The sequence below is a fragment of the Hydrogenophaga sp. genome (assembly GCF_050182545.1).
In the GTDB taxonomy this organism is placed as follows: Bacteria; Pseudomonadota; Gammaproteobacteria; order Burkholderiales; family Burkholderiaceae_C; genus Hydrogenophaga.
Genome location: NZ_JBFXCD010000003.1, coordinates 57,323 through 77,961 on the forward strand (window position 1 = coordinate 57,323; position 20,639 = coordinate 77,961).

Annotated in this window: 18 protein-coding genes; 2 read left to right on the plus strand and 16 right to left on the minus strand. The window is 68.9% G+C overall.

The features are described 5' to 3' along the window. Positions 1-3 precede the first annotated feature (3 nt). Positions 4-1,209 (minus strand): lytic murein transglycosylase, encoded by a 1,206-nt coding sequence (locus AB7P10_RS04125; protein WP_428292578.1) that lies wholly within the window; start codon positions 1,207-1,209, stop codon positions 4-6. A 103-nt stretch (positions 1,210-1,312) separates the two neighbouring features. Further along, entirely contained in the window at positions 1,313-2,677 is a 1,365-nt protein-coding gene (locus tag AB7P10_RS04130; RefSeq protein WP_428292579.1) for an MBL fold metallo-hydrolase, read from the minus strand. Positions 2,678-2,773: 96 nt separating this feature from the next. Here AB7P10_RS04130 and AB7P10_RS04135 point away from each other — a divergent pair, with 96 nt between their 5' ends. Next, complete coding sequence (locus AB7P10_RS04135) at positions 2,774-4,027, plus strand: MFS transporter (RefSeq protein ID WP_428292580.1); 1,254 nt, start codon at positions 2,774-2,776, stop codon at positions 4,025-4,027. A 130-nt stretch (positions 4,028-4,157) separates the two neighbouring features. Next, positions 4,158-4,580, plus strand: coding sequence for a hypothetical protein (locus AB7P10_RS04140; RefSeq protein WP_428292581.1), 423 nt, complete (start codon positions 4,158-4,160; stop codon positions 4,578-4,580). Between the two features lie 83 nt (positions 4,581-4,663). Here AB7P10_RS04140 and dnaJ read toward each other — a convergent pair whose 3' ends face one another. The 14 genes from dnaJ to AB7P10_RS04210 all read right to left on the minus strand — a co-directional run bounded on the left by dnaJ (position 4,664) and on the right by AB7P10_RS04210 (position 20,631). After that, a complete protein-coding gene (dnaJ, locus tag AB7P10_RS04145) occupies positions 4,664-5,797 on the minus strand; it encodes a molecular chaperone DnaJ (RefSeq protein WP_428292582.1) in 1,134 nt (377 codons plus the stop codon). An 80-nt stretch (positions 5,798-5,877) separates the two neighbouring features. After that, positions 5,878-7,815, minus strand: a complete 1,938-nt coding sequence (dnaK, locus tag AB7P10_RS04150; protein WP_428292583.1) for a molecular chaperone DnaK — start codon at positions 7,813-7,815, stop codon at positions 5,878-5,880. A gap of 89 nt (positions 7,816-7,904) precedes the next feature. Then, positions 7,905-8,465 (minus strand): nucleotide exchange factor GrpE, encoded by a 561-nt coding sequence (grpE, locus tag AB7P10_RS04155; RefSeq protein ID WP_428292584.1) that lies wholly within the window; start codon positions 8,463-8,465, stop codon positions 7,905-7,907. Positions 8,466-8,632: 167 nt separating this feature from the next. Beyond that, a complete protein-coding gene (locus tag AB7P10_RS04160; RefSeq protein ID WP_428292585.1) occupies positions 8,633-8,974 on the minus strand; it encodes a winged helix-turn-helix transcriptional regulator in 342 nt (113 codons plus the stop codon). A gap of 152 nt (positions 8,975-9,126) precedes the next feature. Beyond that, positions 9,127-9,669, minus strand: coding sequence for a MarR family winged helix-turn-helix transcriptional regulator (locus AB7P10_RS04165; RefSeq protein WP_428292586.1), 543 nt, complete (start codon positions 9,667-9,669; stop codon positions 9,127-9,129). Positions 9,670-9,691: 22 nt separating this feature from the next. Then, complete coding sequence (locus AB7P10_RS04170; RefSeq protein ID WP_428292587.1) at positions 9,692-11,395, minus strand: acyl-CoA dehydrogenase family protein; 1,704 nt, start codon at positions 11,393-11,395, stop codon at positions 9,692-9,694. Positions 11,396-11,413: 18 nt separating this feature from the next. Beyond that, positions 11,414-13,123: a tannase/feruloyl esterase family alpha/beta hydrolase gene (locus AB7P10_RS04175; RefSeq protein ID WP_428292588.1), complete on the minus strand. Its 1,710-nt coding sequence runs from the start codon at positions 13,121-13,123 to the stop codon at positions 11,414-11,416. A 45-nt stretch (positions 13,124-13,168) separates the two neighbouring features. Further along, a complete protein-coding gene (locus AB7P10_RS04180; RefSeq protein ID WP_428292589.1) occupies positions 13,169-13,903 on the minus strand; it encodes an ABC transporter ATP-binding protein in 735 nt (244 codons plus the stop codon). Continuing rightward, on the minus strand, positions 13,904-15,664 hold the full coding sequence (locus tag AB7P10_RS04185; RefSeq protein ID WP_428292825.1) for an ABC transporter permease subunit: 1,761 nt from the start codon (positions 15,662-15,664) through the stop codon (positions 13,904-13,906). A 10-nt stretch (positions 15,665-15,674) separates the two neighbouring features. Then, a complete protein-coding gene (locus AB7P10_RS04190) occupies positions 15,675-16,715 on the minus strand; it encodes a branched-chain amino acid ABC transporter permease (RefSeq protein WP_428292590.1) in 1,041 nt (346 codons plus the stop codon). A 274-nt stretch (positions 16,716-16,989) separates the two neighbouring features. Beyond that, positions 16,990-18,123 carry an ABC transporter substrate-binding protein gene (locus AB7P10_RS04195; RefSeq protein WP_428292591.1) on the minus strand — a complete coding sequence of 378 codons (1,134 nt, stop codon included), beginning with the start codon at positions 18,121-18,123 and terminating at the stop codon, positions 16,990-16,992. A gap of 49 nt (positions 18,124-18,172) precedes the next feature. Further along, positions 18,173-18,592: an acyl-CoA thioesterase gene (locus AB7P10_RS04200; RefSeq protein ID WP_428292592.1), complete on the minus strand. Its 420-nt coding sequence runs from the start codon at positions 18,590-18,592 to the stop codon at positions 18,173-18,175. Between the two features lie 5 nt (positions 18,593-18,597). Further along, on the minus strand, positions 18,598-19,362 hold the full coding sequence (locus AB7P10_RS04205) for an SDR family NAD(P)-dependent oxidoreductase (protein ID WP_428292593.1): 765 nt from the start codon (positions 19,360-19,362) through the stop codon (positions 18,598-18,600). Positions 19,363-19,383: 21 nt separating this feature from the next. Continuing rightward, on the minus strand, positions 19,384-20,631 hold the full coding sequence (locus AB7P10_RS04210) for a thiolase family protein (RefSeq protein WP_428292594.1): 1,248 nt from the start codon (positions 20,629-20,631) through the stop codon (positions 19,384-19,386). Positions 20,632-20,639 lie beyond the last annotated feature (8 nt).

The following is a 20,639-nucleotide window of genomic DNA, read 5'->3' on the forward strand; positions in this document are numbered from 1 at the left end:
TCCTCAGCCGCCCCGCAGCGCTTTCAGCAGCTTCTGTCCGCCGCGCCCGCTGGCCTCGTGCCCCAGGCGTTGCTGCTCGGCGCGGATGGCCACGCGGCTGCGCTCGCCCAGCATGCCGTCGACCTCGCCGATGTCGTGGCCGCGCAGGATCAGCAGCGTCTGCAGCTCGCGGCGTTCGGCGCGCGAGAGGCCCGGGTCGTCGGTGGGCCAGGGCGTGACGAAGGGGCCGCCGCCGCGCAGACGGTCCGACAGGTGCGCGATGGCCAGGCCGTAGCTTTCGGAGGCGTTGTAGCTGTAGATGGCGTCGAAGTTGCGCAGCACCAGGAAGGCCGGGCCGGTTGCGCCGGCTGGCGTGAGCAGGCCGGCCGCGCCCACGCTGGTGGGCAGGGGCGAGCCGTCAACGCGGGTGACGCCGCGCGCGGCCCAGTCGCCCATGGTGCGCTTGGTGCGCCGTCCTTCGTTGCTGGTGTTGAAGCCGCGCGGCAGCTTCACCTCGAAGCCCCAGGGCTGGTCGCTCTGCCAGCCGGCCCGGGCCAGGTAATTGGCGGTGGACGCCAGCGCATCCGGCGCGCTGTCCATCAGGTCGGCGCGGCCATCGCCGTCGAAGTCCACCGCGAGGCGCTCGAAGGTGCTGGGCATGAACTGCGTGTGCCCGAACGCGCCGGCCCATGAGCCCACAAGCCGCTCGGGCGCGATGTGCCCGGCCTGCAGGATGCGCAGCGCCGCGAACAGCTCGGTGCGGAAATAGCCCTGGCGCCGCCCGTAGCAAGAGAGCGTGCCCAGCGACTGCACCAGCGGCGAGGTGCCGAAGGTCTGGCCGTAGTTGCTCTCCACCCCCCAGACCGCGACCACCGTGGCCGGGTCCACACCGTAACGCGCCTGCACGCGCGCCAGGGTGTCGGCGTGCTGCTTCAGCATGGCCAGGCCTTCGTCGACGCGCTGCCCGTCCACCAGACCGGCGAGGTAGTCCCAGATCGCGGTGCGGAATTCGGGCTGGTAGTTGAGCTTGTCGATCACCGTCATGTCGGGCACCAGGCCCTGGGTGAACTGCGTGAAGGCGGCGTCGCGCACGCCCGCCGCGCTGGCGGGCGCGCGCAAGCTGTTCAGGCAGGTGTCGAACCCGCGGTCGGCGGCCGGCGCCTGGGCCCAGACGGGCGCGCACGCGAGCAGGACGGCGGACAGGAGCAGGGGGGAGCGCAACGAGGTCATCGGGGTCGGGTGGTCGGGGAGGGGAGCATCGGATGGGTCGCGTCGCCTCCCGACTCGGAGTCGGGAGCGCATGAGACGTTCAGTCGGTTGTGTGTGCAGATGTTCAAGCGGCCCTGGTGCTGCCGTGCTCCGGCACCAGGGCCTGCCAGCGCAGTTCGGTCTCGATGCGGCGGCGCAGCGCGTCGGAGGCCTCCATGTCGCCATGGGTGACGAACACGCGCCGCGGCGCCCGGGGCAGTGAGCGCAGCCAGCCCAGAAGCTGGCTGGCGTCGGCATGGGCCGAGGCCGAGGTCAGTTGCACGACCTCGGCGCGCACCGGCCAGTCCTGCCCGTGGATGCGCAGTTGCGTGCCGCCGCGCGCCAGCGTGGCGCCGCGTGTGCCGGGGGCCTGGTAGCCGGTGAGCACGACCATGTTGCGGTGGTCGCCGAGGTATTGCGCCAGGTGGTGCAGCACGCGCCCGCCAGTGGCCATGCCGCTGGCGGCCAGGATCACCTTGGGGCCGTGCTGGCGCGCGATGGCCTTGGACTCGTCCACGCTGCGCGTCATGCGCGCGACCTGCGCCATGTCGCGGCATTGCGCGGCGCTCAGCCGGTGCTCGCCCAGATGGCGCGCAAACAGCGCGGTGCTGTGGATGGCCATGGGACTGTCGAGGTAAACCGGCAGGCCGTGCGGCAGGCTGCCCGAGGCCTTGAGCTGCGCGATGGCATGCAGCAGGGCCTGCGCGCGGCCGACCGCGAACACCGGCACCACCGCCGTGCCACCGCGCGCGGCCACGCGCTGCAGCGCCGGGCCCAGTTCGGCGAGCACGTCTTCTTCCGGGTGCTCGCGGTCGCCGTAGGTGGATTCGCAGACCACCACGTCGGCCGCGGGCGGCGGCTCCGGGGCGAGCATGAGGGCATCGTCCGGACGGCCGAGGTCGCCCGAGAACAGGATGCGCCGCCCGCCCACTTCCAGCAGCACGCTGGCCGCACCCAGGATGTGCCCCGCACCCGAGAAGCGCGCGGTCCAGCCGCGCAGCGGCTCGAAGGCCTGCTGCATGGGCACCGTGCGCAGCAGCTTGAGGCTTTGGAGCGCATCGCTTTCGGTGTAGAGCGGCAGCGCGGGCGCGTGTTTCGAGAAACCCTTGCGGTTGGCGAAGGCCGCGTCCTCTTCCTGGATGTGACCGCTGTCGGGCAGCAGGATGGCCGCCAGGTCGCGCGTGGCCGGCGTGGCCCAGACCTTGCCGTGAAAGCCCTCGCGCGCCAGCAATGGCAGGTAGCCGCTGTGGTCCAGGTGGGCGTGGGTGAGCAACACCGCGCCGATGCGGTTGGGCAGCACCGGCAGCGGGTCGCGGTTGCGCAGGCGCAGCTGCTTGTAGCCCTGGAACAGCCCGCAGTCGACCAGCAGGCTCTGGTCTTCGTGTTCCACGAGGTATTTGGAGCCGGTGACGGTGCCGGCCCCGCCGAGAAATCGGATGCGAACGCTCATGCGGGCGATCTTACGCGGCACCTGTGCGCGCTGGAGGGGCGCGCCATGTCACCGCATGGCCGCGAGCGCGACGCGATGTATGCTGGGTCCGCGCCCATGAAATCCATTGCACTTCCCCTCACCGCGCTGCTGGGTGGCGTGGGCCTCCTCGTGCTGGGCACGGGCCTGATGTTTTCCGTGATCGGTGTGCAGGCGGCGTCGGCCAATTTCTCGGTCCTGGTCACCGGGCTGATCATGTCGGCCTACTTCGCCGGCTTTGTCTACGGCACCTACGCCTGCCCGGGCATCATCCGTCACGTCGGTCCGATCCGGACGTTCGCCGCGATGGCGTCAGTGGCCTCCACGCTGCCTATCCTGCATGCGCTCTGGCTCAATCCCTGGGCCTGGGGGGTGCTGCGTTTTGTCAACGGGCTGTGCCTGGTGGGCCTGTACATCGCGGTGGAAAGCTGGCTCAACGTGCTCGCGCCGAGCGGGCAGCGCGGGCGGGTGTTCGCCCTGTACATGCTGGTGTCGCAGGCCGCACTGGCGCTGGGCCAGTGGCTGCTGCTGGTGGGTGATCCGCGCGGCTTCGTGCCGTTTGCGCTGGCCTCGATCCTGTTCTCGTTCGCGCTGTTGCCCATCACGCTCACGCGAGTGGACGAGCCGCCGCCCACCCATGCGCCGCGCCTGGGGCTGCGCGAGCTGTTCCGCATCTCGCCCATCGGCGTGGTGGGGGCGGTGGGCTCGGGGCTGGTCAGCGGCGCGCTCTACAGCCTGGGCCATGTGTTCGGCCAGCGGGTGGGCATGAGCGAGGCGGGCAGTGCCAGCTTCATGGCCATCACCATCCTGGGTGGCGCCTTGTTTCAATGGCCTGTGGGCTACCTCTCGGACCGCTACGACCACCGCGTGGTGCTGCTCACGGTCTGCCTGCTGGCGTCGGTGGTGGCCACACTGGCCTACCTGTTTGCGCTGGACGACGCCCTGTGGCTGGTGGCCATCGGCGCGGCCTTCGGGGGCCTGGTGTTCACCATCTACGGCCTGTCGGTGGCGCACGTGAACGACCTGATCGAGCGCGACCGCGTGCTGCAGGTCACCGGTGGCCTGCTGTTGCTGCACGGCGTGGGCGCGACGGTGGGTCCCACGGTGGCCGGGGCCGCGATGGACGCGCTCGGTCCGGGCAGCTTCCTGCTGTATTTCGTGGCCATGTTGTTTGCCCTGTCGATGCTGGCGTGGTATTTCATCCGCCTGCGGCCGATGAACCGCGGCGAGCGCGGCGCCAAGGAGCACTACGTGCCGATGGCCAGCAGCTCGCAAGCGGTGCTGCAGCTGGACCCGCGCGCGCCCGACACACTGCACGAGTCGCGCCTGTAGCCACCTCCATGCCCGGCGCACGCTCCACCTCCCGTCCCATGCCCGCCACCGCGCCCGTTCACCGCGGCGCTGGCGCCCGCACCCGTCGGGCGTTAAATTGCAGGGACCTTCGTTGACATCGGGAGCTGGCATGTACCCCTGGTTCTGGTTCTGGGCACCTCAGATTCATTTCCCCTGGAGCGGCGCGGTGTCGCAGCACATCGAACCCCGGTCGGCCTGGTTCGCGCAGCACATTCCTGAGGAGGCTGGCAACGCCGGCATCGAGGCCCGGGTCACGGAGCGGGCCTCCTACGGCAAGCAGCTGGGCATGCTCACCGAAGCGCTGATCGGCATCGCCGAGCAGGCCCAGCCCACCGACCGCAGGACGCGGGACGCGGTGGACAGGCTGAAGGCGTTGCAGGCCGACATCGAGGCGATCAAGGCGCAGGAGTACGGCAGCGCGGCGCAGCGGCTCGTGCAGGAGCTGCAGACGCTCAAGCGCCGTGGCGGCCAGGAATACCAGGACGTCGCAGACGCTCTGTTGCCGCTGCTGTCGGCAAAGAGGGTGGCCTGAACCCGCGCGGTCCACTGACCTGCAAATGAAAAAGGGGCACCGGTTGCCCTGTGCCCCTTTTCTGATCATGCGCGGCTGCGCGATCAGCTGAAGAACGACTTCGCTTTCTCGAACCAGCCCTTGTCGTTCGGGCTGTGCTTGTGTCCACCCTTCTTGAACGACTCGTCCAGCTCCTTGAGCAGCTTGCGCTGGTGCTCGGTGAGCTTGATCGGGGTTTCCACCGCGACGTGGCAGTACAGGTCGCCGGGGTAGCTGCTGCGCACGCCCTTGACGCCCTTGCCGCGCAGGCGGAAGGTCTTGCCGCTTTGGGTGCCTTCGGGCAGGTCGATGGTGGCCTTGCCCTGCAGGGTGGGCACGTCGATCTCGCCGCCGAGCGCGGCGATCGTCATGCTCACGGGCACCTGGCAGTGCAGGTCGTCGCCCTCGCGCTCGAAGATGTCGTGCTTGCGCAGCCGCACCTCGATGTAGAGGTCGCCCGAAGGCCCGCCGTTCTGGCCGGGTTCGCCGTTGCCGGTGCTGCGGATGCGCTGGCCGTCGTCGATGCCGGCGGGGATCTTGATCTCCAGCGTCTTCTGTTTCTTGATCTTGCCCTGGCCGTGGCAGGTGGTGCAGGGCTCGGGGATGATCTTGCCGCTGCCATGGCATTGCGGGCAGGTCTGCTGCACGCTGAAGAAGCCCTGGCGCATCTGCACCGCGCCCTGGCCGTGGCAGGTGGGGCAGGTCTTCACGCTGGTGCCGGGTTTGGCGCCGGTGCCGGAGCAGGTGTCGCAGTTGTCCCAGGAAGGGATGCGAATCTGCGTTTCCTTGCCGGCCGCGGCTTCCTCCAGCGAGATTTCCATGGCGTAGGAAAGGTCGGCGCCCCGGTAGACCTGGCGCCCGCCGCGCTGGCCGCGTGCGCCACCGAAGATGTCGCCGAAGATGTCGCCGAAGGACTCGGAAAAGCCGCCGAAGCCATCGGCACCCGCGGGGCCGCCACGCATGTTCGGGTCCACGCCGGCGTGGCCGTACTGGTCGTAGGCCGCCTTCTTCTGCGGGTCCGACAGCATCTCGTAGGCCTCCTTGGCCTCCTTGAACTTTTCTTCGGCCGTCTTGGCCGCATCACCCTGGTTGCGGTCCGGGTGGTGCTTCATCGCCAGCTTGCGATACGCCTTCTTGATCTCGTCGTCCGAGGCGTTCTTGGGCACGCCCAGCACTTCGTAAAAATCGCGTTTGGCCATGTTTTTTCGGGCTTGTGTTTGAACACGAACGCCGCGTCAGGTTGCCCCGGCGCGGCGGATGATCGAAAAACTTCGGTCGGTCAGGACTTCTTGACTTCCTTCACTTCGGCGTCGACCACGTCGTCGTCGGCCGCCTTGCTGCTGCCCGGTTGCGCGGCCGCTTCCTCGCCACCGGCAGCGGCCGCCGCCTCGGCCTGGGACGCGGCGTAGACCTTCTCGCCCAGCTTCTGGCTCGCAGCCATAAGGGCTTCGGTCTTGGCCTCGATCTCGGCCTTGTCCTCGCCCTTGGCGGCTTCTTCCACGTCCTTGATCGCGGCCTCGATCGCTTCCTTCTCGCCGGCCTCCAGCTTGTCGCCGTGCTCGCCCAGCGACTTCTTCACGCTGTGCACCATGGCCTCGGCCTGGTTGCGCGCCTGCACGAGTTCGACCTTCTTCTTGTCGTCCGCGGCGTTGAGCTCGGCGTCCTTCACCATCTGCTGGATTTCTTCCTCGGACAGGCCCGAGTTCGCCTTGATGGTGATCTTGTTTTCCTTGCCGGTGCCCTTGTCCTTGGCGCCCACGTGCAGGATGCCGTTGGCGTCGATGTCGAACGACACTTCGATTTGCGGCATGCCACGCGGTGCGCTCGGGATGCCTTCCAGGTTGAACTCGCCCAGCAGCTTGTTGCCCGAGGCGATCTCGCGCTCGCCCTGGAACACCTTGATGGTCACGGCCGGCTGGTTGTCCTCGGCGGTCGAGAAGGTCTGCGCGAACTTGGTCGGGATCGTGGTGTTCTTGGCGATCATCTTGGTCATGACGCCACCCATGGTCTCGATGCCCAGGCTCAGCGGGGTCACGTCGAGCAGCAGCACGTCCTTGCGGTCTCCCGAGAGCACCTGGCCCTGGATGGCGGCGCCCACGGCCACGGCCTCGTCGGGGTTGACGTCCTTGCGCGGCTCCTTGCCGAAGAACTCCTTGACCTTCTCCTGCACCTTGGGCATGCGGGTCATGCCGCCGACCAGGATCACGTCATGGATGTCGGACGCGCTGATGCCGGCGTCCTTGATGGCCGTGCGGCAGGGCGCGATGGTGCGCTCGATCAGCTCTTCCACCAGGGCTTCGAGCTTGGCGCGCGTGAGCTTGATGTTCAGGTGCTTCGGGCCCGAGGCGTCGGCCGTGATGTAGGGCAGGTTCAGGTCGGTCGCGGCCGAGCTGGAGAGCTCGATCTTGGCTTTCTCGGCGGCTTCCTTGAGGCGCTGCAGAGCCAGCACGTCCTTGCTCAGGTCGACGCCTTGGTCCTTCTTGAACTCGCCAATGATGTAGTCGATGATGCGCTGGTCGAAGTCCTCGCCACCCAGGAAGGTGTCGCCGTTGGTGGAGAGCACCTCGAACTGCTTCTCGCCGTCGACGTCGGCGATCTCGATGATGGACACGTCGAAGGTGCCGCCGCCGAGGTCATAGACGGCGATCTTGCGGTCGCCTTTTTCCTGCTTGTCCAGGCCGAAGGCCAGGGCCGCGGCGGTGGGCTCGTTGATGATGCGCTTGACATCCAGGCCGGCGATGCGCCCGGCGTCTTTCGTGGCCTGGCGCTGGGCGTCGTTGAAGTACGCGGGCACCGTGATCACGGCTTCCGTCACCGGCTCGCCCAGGTAGTCCTCGGCGGTCTTCTTCATCTTGCGCAGGATGTCGGCGCTGACCTGCTGGGCCGAGATCTTCTTGCCGCGCACTTCCACCCAGGCGTCGCCGTTGTCGGCGGCCACGATGGAGTAGGGCATGAGGTCGATGTCCTTCTGCACTTCCTTCTCGGTGAACTTGCGGCCGATCAGGCGCTTGATCGCGTACAGAGTGTTCTTGGGGTTGGTCACGGCCTGGCGCTTGGCCGAGGCGCCCACGAGCACTTCGCCGTCTTCCTGGTAGGCCACGATGGACGGCGTGGTGCGCGCGCCCTCGGCGTTCTCGATCACCTTGGTGGTGTTGCCTTCCATGATGGACACGCACGAGTTGGTGGTGCCCAGGTCAATGCCGATGATTCGTCCCATGTTGTTGCTCCGATGCGAAAGATGAAGATGTGAAAAACGATGTGGGGAAGGTGTGGATAACCCGTGGGTATTTCAAGGCCGCGAGGGCGTCATTTCGGCGCCGCCACCGTCACCAGGGCCGGGCGCAGCACGCGGTCGGCAATGAGGTAGCCCTTTTGCAGCACGGTCACCACGGTGTTGGCCTCCTGGTCGGCCGGCACCATGCTGATGGCCTGGTGCTGGTGGGGGTCGAACTTCGTGGTCGGGGCCGGGCTGATCTCCAGCACCTTGTGGCGCTCCAGCGCGCTCTTGAGCTGCTTGAGCGTGGCCTCCGAGCCTTCGCGCAGCTGTTCGCGGGTGGCTTCCTGGATGGCCAGGCCGGCTTCGAGGCTGTCGGCCACGGCCAGCAGGCTGTCGGCAAAGCTCTCCACCGCGAACTTGCGCGCCTTGCTGACCTCTTCCTCCGCCCGGCGTCGGGCGTTTTCCGCCTCGGCCTTGGCGCGCAGGAACTGGTCGGCCAGATCGGTGTTTTGCGCCTTGAGCGTGGCGACTTCCTGGGTCAGGGCCGCCATGGCGTCGGCTTCGTTGGCCGCTTCGGCCGCCAGGGTTTCCTCCGGGCTGGCGGGCATGTTCGGGTCGGAAGGCTTGTTCTGGTCAGGCGTCTGGCTCATGGGTATGTGAAGTGCGTGAAAACAGGGGCCAGCAGGGGCCGTGCGCGACAGGTGGGGCCTGTGGCGGCGGATTCAAGGGGGTGGGTGGCGAATGGCCACCGGGGCGGTGCCGGTGCCGACAGCAACGATCGGCCCGGAGCGGGGCGGGTCGGCCCCGAGGGGTGATTCTAAGTCCCGGCGGTGTGCGCGTTCGGCTGGGTGGTGGTCGTGCGTGCCTGCTGGTGCGACCACTTGCCCGCGAACTGCTGCACTTCGGCCAGGCGGCGCGCCAGCTCGGCGCCCTGGGTCGTCAGCCGGTAGCCCTGGCCGCCGTGGTCCACCAGGCGGGCCGCGCGCAGTTCCTTGATGCGGGTGTTGAGGGTATTGGGTGTCACGCCGCCCACGCTGTCCTGCAGCAGGCGAAAGGTCTGGGGGTGGCCGTCGCTCAGGGCCCAGATCACGCGCAGTGCGTAGCGCGATTCCAGCAGGTCGAAGAGCTGCATCACGGCGGCTTGGTCCTTGGCACTCATGCGCTGTCTCCTGGGGCGGCCCTGTTCCGGGCATTTCCACTATAGGCAGGAATGGTGTGCGCTACCAGTTTGCTAGCTGCGTGCGCTGCAGCAATGTGGCGCAAAGGCCAAGGCTACGGATTTACCCCGATTGCCGCACAGGCGTTGGGCGCCTACGCCCGGTAGACCTTGCGCAGCAACCCGATGAGGGTTTGCAGCTCCTCGGGCGAGAGCCGGCCGGAGACCTCGTGTTCGAGCATCGTGGCGGTGGCCTGGGCCTCGCGGTACAGGCGCTGGCCTGCGGCCGAGAGGTGCAGGCCCTGCGCGCGCCGGTCGGTCGGATGCGTCTTGCGCAGGATCAGACCGCGCTTGTGCAGGCTCTTGACCAGGCCCACCAGGTTGGGCGGCAGGATGTCGAGCGCCGCGCAGATCTGGCGCGAGGTCACGCCCGGGTTGTGGGCGATCACCGAAAGCACCGAGAAGTCCACCGGACGCAGGCCGAAGGGTTCCATGCGTCGCAGGAACACCGTGATCACCGACAGCGCCGCGCGCCGGGCGTTGTAGCCCAGCAGCGTTTCGAGGTACTGCGTGTCCACCTCGGGTGCGCTGGGCGTGGCCGTGCCACTGCCTTCGGCGCCGTCGAACGGGTCCACGCGCGGGGTTTTGCGGGCCGCGCGGGGGCGGCGCAGGGCGTTGTGGGTCGAGGTGTCGGGCATGGTCAGAGCATAGCTTGGCGGTTCAGGCCGTTGCCAGGGAGTCGGCCATCATGGCCATGCGCATGTCGAACTCGGGCCAGACCCAGCGCCAGAAGGCGGCCTCGGCCGCGGCGTCGCCGCCGGGTGCGGCCGCGATGCGCGACCAGGCCCAGGCCATGAGCAGCAGTGCGGTGGCGCGCAGGAAGTCGTCGGCCAGCCAGAACGGGCGCTCGGGCGGGATGCCCTGGGCCGTGGCCTGCGGCAGCAGCGTGTCGCGCAGGAAGGTTTGCGTGCGCACGATCGCGGCGCGCGCGCGTCCGGCGCCCGGCACGGCGGCCAGATCGGCGCCGAGTTCGCTCAGCAGTGTCTGCAGCGCGGCACCCCCATCGGGCAGGGTCTTGCGCAGCAGCAGGTCGATCGCCTGGATCTCGTTCGTGCCCTCGTAGATCATGGCCACGCGCGCGTCGCGCACGTGTTGCTCGACGCCCCATTCGCGCACGTAGCCGTGGCCACCGAAGACCTGGAGGCAGGCGCTCGCGCCGCTGAAGGCCTGCTCCGTCCAGGCGGCCTTGAGCACCGGCGTGACGAGCCCGCACCAGCGCGCGGCGGCCTCGCGGCGCGCGGCTTCGGGGTGGTGCTTCTGGGTGTCGAGTTCGAGCGCGGTGCGGTAGGCGAGCACGCGCCCGGCGTCGATCCAGGCGCGCTGGGTGTGCAGGATGCGTTGCATCGCGGGGTGCAGGGCGATCAGGTCCGCTTCGCCCGCCCGGCTGCTGCTGCCCGGCGCGCGCATCTGGCGGCGATCCTGCGCGTAGGCATTCGCCTTCTGCCACGCGGCGTCGAGCAGGCCGATGCCCTGCAGGCCCACGTGCAGGCGCGCGGCGTTCATCATCACGAACATGGCGTTGAGCCCCTTGCCGGGTTCGCCCACGATGTCGGCGGCGGCATCGTCGAAACGCATCACGCAGGTGGGGCTGCCGTGCAGGCCCATCTTTTCCTCGATGCGCTCGCAGTGGACCGCGCTGCGCGAGCCATCCGCTTCAAACTTCGGCACCAGAAAAAGCGACAGCCCCCTGGGCCCGGGCGGTGCATCGGGCAGGCGCGCGAGCACCAGATGCACGATGTTGTCGCTCAGGTCGTGTTCGCCACCGGAGATGAAGATCTTGGTGCCGCTGAGTGAAAAACGACCGTCGGGCAGCGGCAGCGCTTTGGTGCGCACCAGGCCCAGGTCGCTGCCGGCGTGCGGCTCGGTCAGGCACATGGTGGCGAGCCATTCGCCGGTGGCCAGTTTTTCCAGGTAGCGCGCCTTCAGGGCGTCGCTGCCGTGGTGGCGGATGCATTCGTACGCACCGTGCAGCAGGCCGGGCGCCATGGTCCAGCCGTGGTTGGCGGCGCTGAGCATTTCATACAGCACCGCCTCCAGGGCGGTGGGCAGGCCTTGCCCCCCGTCTTCGGGCGCGCAGGCCAGCGAGGGCCAGCCCGCCTGCCAGAACGCCTGGTAGGCCTCGCGAAAGCCACGCGGCGTGGTGACCGCGCCATCCTTCCATTGCGCACCGGTTTCGTCGCCCTCGCGGTTGAGTGGCGCGACCACCTCGCCGACGAACCTGCCCGCCTCCTCGATCACCTGGCCGAGCAGATCGGTGTCGGCGTGCTCGGCCAGCGCAGGCAGTTCGGCCACGCGCTTGTGCGCGCGCAGCACGCCGAACAGGATGTGGGCGTGGCGCTCGGGCTGGGGCAGGTAGGCGTTCATCGGCGGTGTCGGCCCAGGTCAGCGGCAGCTGAAGCTGGCGGCGGCATCGACCGGGCCGCTGCCGTTGTAGCGCGCCACGCTGGGGTAGGCGCACAGAGGGCGGGTGCGGTTGGCGGCCCAGTCGGCCGGCAACTCGGCGTTGGCGCCACCCGGGTTGCCCGCGCCGCGCGCGCTCGCCGTCACGGCCTGCGGGGCCATGCCCTGCTCGACCCACTTCACCAGCGGTGTGAGCAGGTCGAACTGGTCGGTGGCGGGGCCGCCACTGCAGTGGTTCATGCCGGGCACCGGGAAGTAGCGCGCGAAGTCGGGCTGGTTGACGCGCTCGACCCACTGGCGCGTGTCCTCGGCGGAGAAGATCGCGTCGCTCACGCCGTGGTACAGCACCATCTTGGCGCCGCGCGCGCGCAGCGGCAGCAGGCTGCCGGGCTTGTCGTGGCCGGGCGGGCTCATGAGCGAGAGGCCTGATTCGCGGAAGGTGTCGTTGGTGGCGGAAATGGCCGGGAGCAAGGCGTCGATGCTGACGCTGGCGGGGTTCACCGGCGCGGCGGGCGGCACGGTGAAGATGGTGCCCACCGAGAGCGGATCCAGCGCGACCGAATTGACGAACTTCCAGGTGGCCCAGTTGCTGCCGGCGATGCCCGCGTCCCACGGGAAGGCGCTGTAGATGGACTGGCCGCTGGTGACCTTGCCGCCCGCCTGCACCTGGGCCAGCGTGGTCTTCTGCGCGGGGGTGAGGCAGGTGCCGTCGCGCGCGCCGCCGCAGGTGGGCACGTCGCGCGCCACGTCGAAGGCGGCCTGGCAGGCCTGTGTGGCCTGCACCTGGCCGTCGCGCAGGCCGTCGATCGCGTCGCAGCGCTCGAGGATGGCGCGTGCCACGGTCTGGCGCTCAGCCGCGTTGAAGGCACTGCCCAGGTCGGGGATGTTCGCGCTGGGGTTCAGCGGGTGCTTCACCGTGGCGCCGGGCGTGGCCAGCGGCATCCAGCGCTGCGCGCCCCACAGCTGCGCCAGCGCCGCGTTGGGCAGGCGGTAGCCGGGTGCGCCGATCAGGTAGCCGTCGTACTGTTCACCCAGCCGCGCGGCCGCCACCATGGCGTGGCGCCCGCCATTGGAGCAGCCGCCGATGTAGGAGCGGTCGGGCGCCTTGCCATACGCACTGGCGATCAGGGCCTTGGCCATGGGCGTGAGCTTGGCCACCGCCTGGTAGCCATAGTCCAGCCGGGCCTGCGGCTCCAGGCCGAAGACGGTGGTCTGTGCGCCGGTGTGGCCGGCGTCGGAACTGATGACGGCGAAACCCTGGGCCAGTGCGCCGGTGAGCGGGCCACCGCCCAGCGCACCTTCGGCCGGGCGCACGGCGCCGTCCAGGCCGCCGTTGCCCTGGTAGTAGAAGCGGCCGTTCCAGGCCTGCGGCAGTCGCATCTCGAAGCCGATGGCGTAGTCGCGGCCGTCGCTGCCCTTGCGCTTGTGCATCTGGCCCTTGACGAGGCAATGCGCCGCCACCGGCTGGCCGGTCTGCATGAGGCCGCCCGCGGCCACTGGTGCCGCGGAGTCGATGGCCGTCTGTGCGAAGCGGAACTGCGCCGGCAGCGTCTCGCACTGGCGCAGGCTCGCGCCCGTGGCGGGCTTGAGGGCGGCTGGCGGTGACGAGCCGGGGGCGGTGGCGCAGGCGGTCAGTGCCAGGCCGAGCGCGACGGGCAACGACGCGCGCAGAACGGGTGCGGGGGTCTTCATGGTGTGTCTCCTGTTTGGCTGTTGTGGACGGGAACAAACAATCGATCAGGCGCTCTGACGCGCGGTGCCGAGGTAGGTCTCGATCACGCGCGGGTCGCTGGCGAGTTCACTGGCCGGCCCCTGGGCGCTGAGTTCGCCCATTTCCAGCACGTAGCCGTGGTCGGCCACCTGCAGCGCTGCGCGCGCGTTCTGCTCCACCAGCACGATGGTCACGCCGGTCTGGCGCAGGCGTTCGATGATGGCGAAGATCTCGCGCACGATCAGCGGCGCGAGACCCAGGCTGGGCTCGTCGAGCATGAGCAGGTCGGGCGCGGACATCAGGGCGCGGCCCACGGCCAGCATCTGGCGCTCGCCGCCCGAGAGCGTGCCGGCGAGTTGCGTGCGCCGCTCCTGCAGGCGCGGGAAGATGCCATAGACGTCGTCGAGCCGGCTGCGCCATTTCGCGTTGCCCAGGCGCATCTGGCGAAAGCCGCCGAGCAGCAGGTTGTCCTCCACCGGCATGGTGCCGAACAGCTCGCGCTTCTCGGGCACCAGCGCCATGCCGTTCATCACGCGCTCTTCGAGCGTGAGGGTGGTGATGTCTTGCCCCCGGAACTCGATGACGCCCTGGCCGGGCAGGATGCCCATCAAGGTATTGAGCAGCGTGGACTTGCCCGCGCCGTTGGGGCCGATGACGGTGATCACGCCGCCGGGCGCGGCCTGGATGTCGATGCCGTGCAGCACCTCGGCGCGGCCGTAGCCGGCGCGCAGGCCCCTGACTTGAAGTATCGGTGTGTTCATTCAGTGTTCCGTTCCCAGGTAGGCGGCGCGCACCTTCGGGTCCTGCTGCACCTGCGCGGGCGGCCCCTGGGTGAGCAGGGTGCCGAATTCCATCACCACCAGGTGGTCGCAGATCTGCATCACCAGGTCCATGTCGTGCTCCACCAGCAGGATGCTCATGCCCTCGCCCTTGAGTTGGCGCAGCACGCCGGCCAGGGCCTGCTTCTCCTGGTGGCGCAGGCCGGCGGCGGGTTCGTCGAGCAGCAAGAGGGTGGGGTCGGCGCAGAGGGCGCGCGCAATCTCCATGAGGCGTTGCGGACCCATGGCCAGGTTGCCGGCCTGTTCGTGCAGATACGCGCCCATGCCGATGCGCTCCAGCTGGCGCTGCGCTTCGCGGAACAACTGCCGTTCCTCCGCGCGGTTGGCGCGCAGCATGGCCGGCAGCACGCCCTTGCGCCCACGCGTGTGCGCGCCCAGCGCCACGTTTTCCAGCACCGTCATGTCCGGGATCATCTTCACGTGCTGGAAGGTGCGCGCCATGCCCAGGCGCGCGATCTCGCGCGAGGGCTTGCCCACGACGTTGCCGCCCTGGAAGTGCACCTCGCCGCGGGTGGCGGGCAGCACCCCGGTGACCAGGTTGAAGGTGGTGGACTTGCCCGCGCCGTTGGGGCCGATCAGGCCGACGATCTGGCCGGCATGGACCTGGAAGCTGATGTCGTTCACCGCGACCAGGCCACCGAACTCCATGCGCGCCTGGCGCACGTCCAGCACCTGTGCGCCGGTGGCGGGCCGCGCGCGCGCGGGCAGGGCGGCGGCGTCCTGCCAGTCGACCTTGCGCGGCGGCTTCGGCACGAAGCGCGCGACCAGGGACCACAGTCCGTCGGGCAGGTACCTCAGCACCACCACCAGCGCGATGCCGAACACGATCACTTCGTAGCTGCCACTGGTGCCGATGAGGCGTGGCAGAAGCACCTGCAGCTGGTCCTCCAGCACGCGGATCAGGCCCGCGCCGACGAGGGCGCCCCAGACATGGCCCACGCCGCCGATGACCGCCATGAACAGGTACTCGATCCCCATCTTCAGCCCGAATGCCGAGGGGTTGACCGTGCGCTGGAAGTGCGCGAGCAGCCAGCCGGCGACCGAGGCGAACAGCGCCGCCAGCACGAAGATGGTGACCTTGTAGCGGAAGGTGCTGATGCCCATGGCCTCGGCCATTTGCGATCCGCCCTTGAGCGAGCGGATGGCCCGGCCCGCGCGCGAGTCCAGCAGGTGCAGCAGCGCGGCGGCGAAGGCCAGCAGAATGAACCAGGTCAGCACGAAAAAGGCGCGACCCTGGCCGATGTCGAAGCCGCCGATGGACAGGCTCCGGATGCCCAGCAGGCCGTCGTACTTGCCCAGCGCGTCCAGGTTGCCCATCAGGTAGTAGAGCGACAGCCCCCAGGCGATGGTGGCCAGCGGCAGGTAGTGGCCCGACATGCGCAGCGTGATCAGGCCCACCAGCAGCGCGCTGCCGGCCGTGAGGCCCAGGCCGATGAACAGCGTGACCCACGGCGACAGGCCGAGATTGAGCGTGAGCCAGGCCGTGGTGTAGGCGCCAATGCCCACGAACGCGGCCTGGCCGAAAGAGGTCAGGCCACCCACGCCGGTGAGCAGCACCAGCCCCAGCACCGTCATGCTGTACATGCCGATGTAGTTGAGCTGCGCGATCCAGAAGTCGGGCAGGGGCAGCACCGCCACCAGCGGGATGGCAAGGGCCAGGATCAGCAGGCCGATGTTTTGCATCTTCGGCATGTCAGTGGTCCTCGTCGGAATGCTTGCTGCGCAGCGAGCGGAAGAGAAGGACGGGCAGGATCAGGGTGAACACGATCACTTCCTTGAAGGCGCTGGCCCAGAACGAGCCGAAGGCCTCGATCACGCCGACGAACAGCGCGGCAATGAGCGCGCCGGGATAGCTGGCGAGACCGGCGGCGACGGCGGCGACGAAGCCCTTGAGGCCGATCAGGAACCCCGAGTCGTAGAACACCGTGGTGGTGGGGCCGATCAGCAGACCCGAGAGCGCGCCGATGAAGGCGGCCATGGTCATGGTGAGCTGGCCGGAGGCCTGCGAGGAAATGCCCATGAGGCGCGCGCCAGTCCGGTTGACGGCGGTGGCGCGCAGCGCCTTGCCGCGCAGCGAGCGCTCGAAGTACAGCCACAGCAGCACGATGAGCGCCAGCGTGGCCGCGCCGGTGATGATGGCCTGGCCCGAGAGCATGACCGGACCGATGGTGTACCGCTCGTCCCAGAACGCGGGGTTGCGGAAACCTTCGGCGCCGAAGAACACCAGGCCCAGGCCGGTCAGGGCGAAGTGCACGCCCACCGAGACGATCAGCAGCACCAGTGGCGTCGCGCTCTCCAGTGCCTGGTAGGCCACGCGGTAGACCAGCGGGCCATAGACGGTGACGACAGCCACACTGAGCGCGGCCTGAACCGCGAGCGGAAACTGCCGCGGCGCCGCCCAGATGGCCACGGCCGAGACCAGCAGCGGCAGGGCCAGGGTGCGCGCGGCGGCTTTGACGGCCGTCAGGGCGTTGCGTTGATGCCGCCAGCGCTCGGCCAGCTCCATCAGGGCCGCGAGGCCCGCCAGCAGCAACAGCAACCACACGGTGCCGGGGACCTTGCCGGTCTGGAAGATGGCCAGCGTGAGCGCGCCATACGCGACGAACTCGCCCTGTGGAATGAAGATGATGCGGGTGACGGTGAACACCAGCACCGTGGCCAGGCCCAGCAGCGCGTACACCGCGCCGTTGGTCAGGCCGTCGAGCAACAGAATGCTGGCAATGGAGAAATCCATAAAAGCCTAACGAGAAAAGAATGGGCGGAAAAAACCCGAACGGCGACGCACGAGACCTGCCAGAAAAAGACCCCGTTGCGCCTGCCCCTCACCCCAACCCTCTCCCCAGAGGGGAGAGGGAGAAAAGCGCAGACCTCACCGGCGCGAAGTGCCTGAACTCCAAGGGCATCAAGGGTCCGGCTCCGCCGGCCCGAGATGCCGTCCCCCCTCCCAGCGCCGAAGGCGCGCCAGAGAGAGGGGAAGCCGCGTCAGCGGCGCAGGGAGGTGCTCCGAATCACTCCACCTTGAACTTCCCGTCGACGACCTTGAGCATCACGCCGGTTTCGTTCGTGAAGCCCCAGTGGTCGGCGGGCGTCCAGTTCATCACGCCGTGCGAGAAGATGGTGCGGCCCATGGTCTCCATGCTGTCGCGCAGCGCGGCCCGGAATTCGGGCGTGCCGGGCTTGGCCTTCTTCAGCGCCATGGGCACGACCTTCTCCAGCACGATCTGCGCGTCGTAGGCGTGGCCGGCGAACTGGTTGCGCAGGCCGGCGCCGACGGCCTTCTCGTACTTCTGCACGAAGTCGATGGCGACCGCCTTGGAGGGGTGGCTGTCGGGCAACTGCTCGGCGATCACGGCCGGGCCGGACACCACGAAGGCACCCTCGACCGCCTTGCCGCCCACGCGCATCAGGTCCTGCGTGGCCGCGGCGTGGGTCTGGTAGATCTTGCCCTTGTAGCCGCGGTCGATCATGGCCATGTGCGGCATGGCCGCGCCCGAGCCCGAGGCCACGATGAGCACCGCGTCGGGGTTGGCGGCGGTGATCTTGAGCGCCTGCGGCGTGACGCTGGTGTCGGTGCGCGCGAAGCGCTCGGTGGCGATCACCTTGATGCCGGCCTTCTCCAGGATCGGCGCGCTTTCCTTCAGCCACTGCTCGCCGTAGGCGTCGGTGTAGCCGAGGAAGCCGAGGGTCTTGATGCCCTGCTTCTTCATGTGTTCGACCACGGCGTGGCCCATCACCGTGTTGGATTGCGGCAGGCGGAACACCCACTTGTCCTTGCCGGGCGGCAGGCCCACGGGCGAGCCGGTGAGCTGCACCGTGCCGGCCTCGGTGGCGATGTCGCTCATGGCGGCGGCCACGGCCGTGATGCAGGAGCCGATGATCATGTCGACCTTGTCCTCGGTCACGAAGCGCCGCGCGTTGGCCGCGCCCTTGCCGGGGTCGGTGGCGTCGTCCAGGATGATGAGGTTGACCTTTTCGCCGGCGATGGTCTTGGGGAACAGCTTGAACTGGTTCTGCATCGGGATGCCCAGGCCGGAGCCCGGTCCGGTGAGCGCGAGGCTCACGCCGATGTTGATGTCGGCCAGGGCGGCGGTGCCGGTCAGGGCCGTGATGGCGATGGCCACCAGGGTCTTTGCAACTTTCATGGAATGTCTCCTTCTGGGGGTGGTTGGGGGAACGGGGTCGGGAAAGGGTTCAGGAGCAGAGGGCCTTGATGTCCTCGGGCACGGGAATGGCTTTGATGCGATCGGGTGCCTCGGGCGGGTGGATCACGAAGGCGCGCGTCTCGGTGCCTTCGCACAGCAGGTCGTCGCCGCGCTTGACCACATGCCGGTGCATGAACACCTTCTCGCGCCATTCGGTCACGCTGGTGTGAATCTGGATGCGCTCGCCATAGGTGGCGGGGCGCACGAACTTGGTGTGGATTTCCAGCAGCGGCGTGCCCACGATGCCGCGCGTCTTCACCAGTTCGCGCCAGGGCGGCACGCCGCACTTCACGAAGAAGTTCAGCGAGGACGCGTCCATCCATCGGGAGAAGTTCGGAAAGAACACGATGCCGGCGGGGTCGCAGTCGCCGAACATCACTTCCACTTCGTAGATCACGGTTTTGGTCATGGCGCTTACCGGGGGGCCATGCGCAAGGCGCCGTCCAGGCGGATCACCTCGCCGTTGAGGTGCGTGTTGGTCACGATGTGCGCGGCCAGTTGCGCGAACTCCTCGGGCTTGCCCAGGCGCGGCGGGAACGGGATGCTCGCCGCCAGCGAGGCCTGCACCGGCTCGGGCAGCTGTTTCATCAGCGGCGTGCTGAACAGGCCGGGCGCGACCGTGCAGACGCGGATGCCGTGCTGCGCCAGGTCGCGCGCCATGGGCAGGGTCATGCCGACCAGGCCGCCCTTGGACGCGCTGTAGGCCTGTTGGCCCACCTGGCCGTCGAAGGCCGCCACGCTGGCGGTGAACATCATCACGCCGCGCTCGCCGTCTTCCAGCGGCTCCAGCTTCGCGCAGGCCGCGGCGAACAGGCGGCTGGCGTTGTAGGTGCCGATCAGGTTGACGTTGATGACCTTGGCGAAGTCTTCCAGCGGCGCGGGATTGCCGTCCTTGCCGACCACGCGCCTGGCCGTGCCGATGCCGGCGATGTTCATGAGGATGCGCGCCGGGCCGTGCGCGGCGGCGGCCTGGTCGAGCGCGTTCTGCAGGCTGTCGGTGTCGGTGATGTCGCACTGGCAGGCGACCCCGCCGATGTCGGCCGCCACGCGCTTCGCGTTGTCCAGGTTCACGTCGAGCACCGCAACTTTGGCGCCCAGGCGGGCGAGTTCGCGTGCGGTGGCTTCGCCGAGCCCCGAGCCACCGCCGGTGACGAGGGCGGCGTGTCCTTGAATGTTCATGGTGTTCTCCTAGGTTCTGTTTCAGGCGGACGTGTTTTCAATGAGCAGTGCCATGCCCTGGCCACCACCCACGCAGGCGCTGGAAATGCCCCAGCGCTGGCCGCTGCGCTGCAGCTCGCGCGCGAGCGTGAGCGTCAGGCGCACGCCGGTGGCCGCCAGCGGGTGACCGAGTGCGATGGCGCCGCCGTTGACGTTGAGCTTCGCCAGGTCCATGCCCAGTTCGCGCGCGACCGCCAGGGTCTGCGCGCCCTGCGCCTCGTTCACCTCGAAGCGCGCGATGTCGTTCATCGACAGGCCGGCGCGTTCGAGCAGCAGGCGAATGGCGGGCGCCGGGCCGATGCCCATGATCTCGGGCGGCACGCCCACGGCGGCGGCGGCGACCACGCGCGCCAGTGGCCGTTTGCCGTTGGCGTTGGCGTAGCTGCCCGACGCCACCACGCAGGCCGCGGCCGCGTCCACCAGCGCGGAGCTGTTTCCGCCGGTCTGCACGCCGCCTTCAAACACGGGCTTGAGTTTCGCCAGCACCTCCACCGGCGAGAGGCGCGGATGCGTGTCGACCGCCACTTCGGTGAGCTTGCCCTGCAGCCGGATGCCGCGCGCCTTGTAGCCGTCCAGTTCGAACTTCTCGCTCACCACCGGCACGATTTCGCCCGCCAGATAGCCGCTCTCCTGCGCGGCCACGGCCTTCGCGAACGAGGCCGAGGCAAAGCTGTCCACCTCTTCGCGCGTGATGCCGTACTTTTTCGCCAGGTTCTCGGCGGTCTGGATCATGTTGATGCCGGGCGCCGGGTCCTTCAGGGCTTCCCACATGTAGTCCTTGAAGCCCACAGGTGCGCCCAGCTTGAAGCCGGTGCGGTGGTCGAAGGCCGCGATGGGGTTGCGCGTCATGCTCTCGGTGCCCACGACCAGCGCGGCATCGCAGGCGCCGCCCTGAATGTGCTCGCCGGCCTGGCGGAACAGTTCGAAGCCGGTGCCGCAGATGCGCTGCGCCATGATGGCCGGCACCTCCACCGGCACGCCGGCGTACAGGCCGATGTGGCGCGGCAGGAAGAACTGGTCGAAGTCGCCCGGCGCCATGTTGCCCGTCACCACCGAGCCAATGTGCCCGCCGGGCACGCCGGCGCGTGCGAGCGCCTCGCGCGCGGCCTTGATGCCCAGGTCGGTGGGCGAGATGTGGCCCAGCGCGCCGCAGTAGTCGACCAGGGGCGTGCGCACGCCGGCCAGCAGCCAGACGTCGTCGAAGGCGTTGAAGAATCCGCGGGAAGCCATGTGGTCGT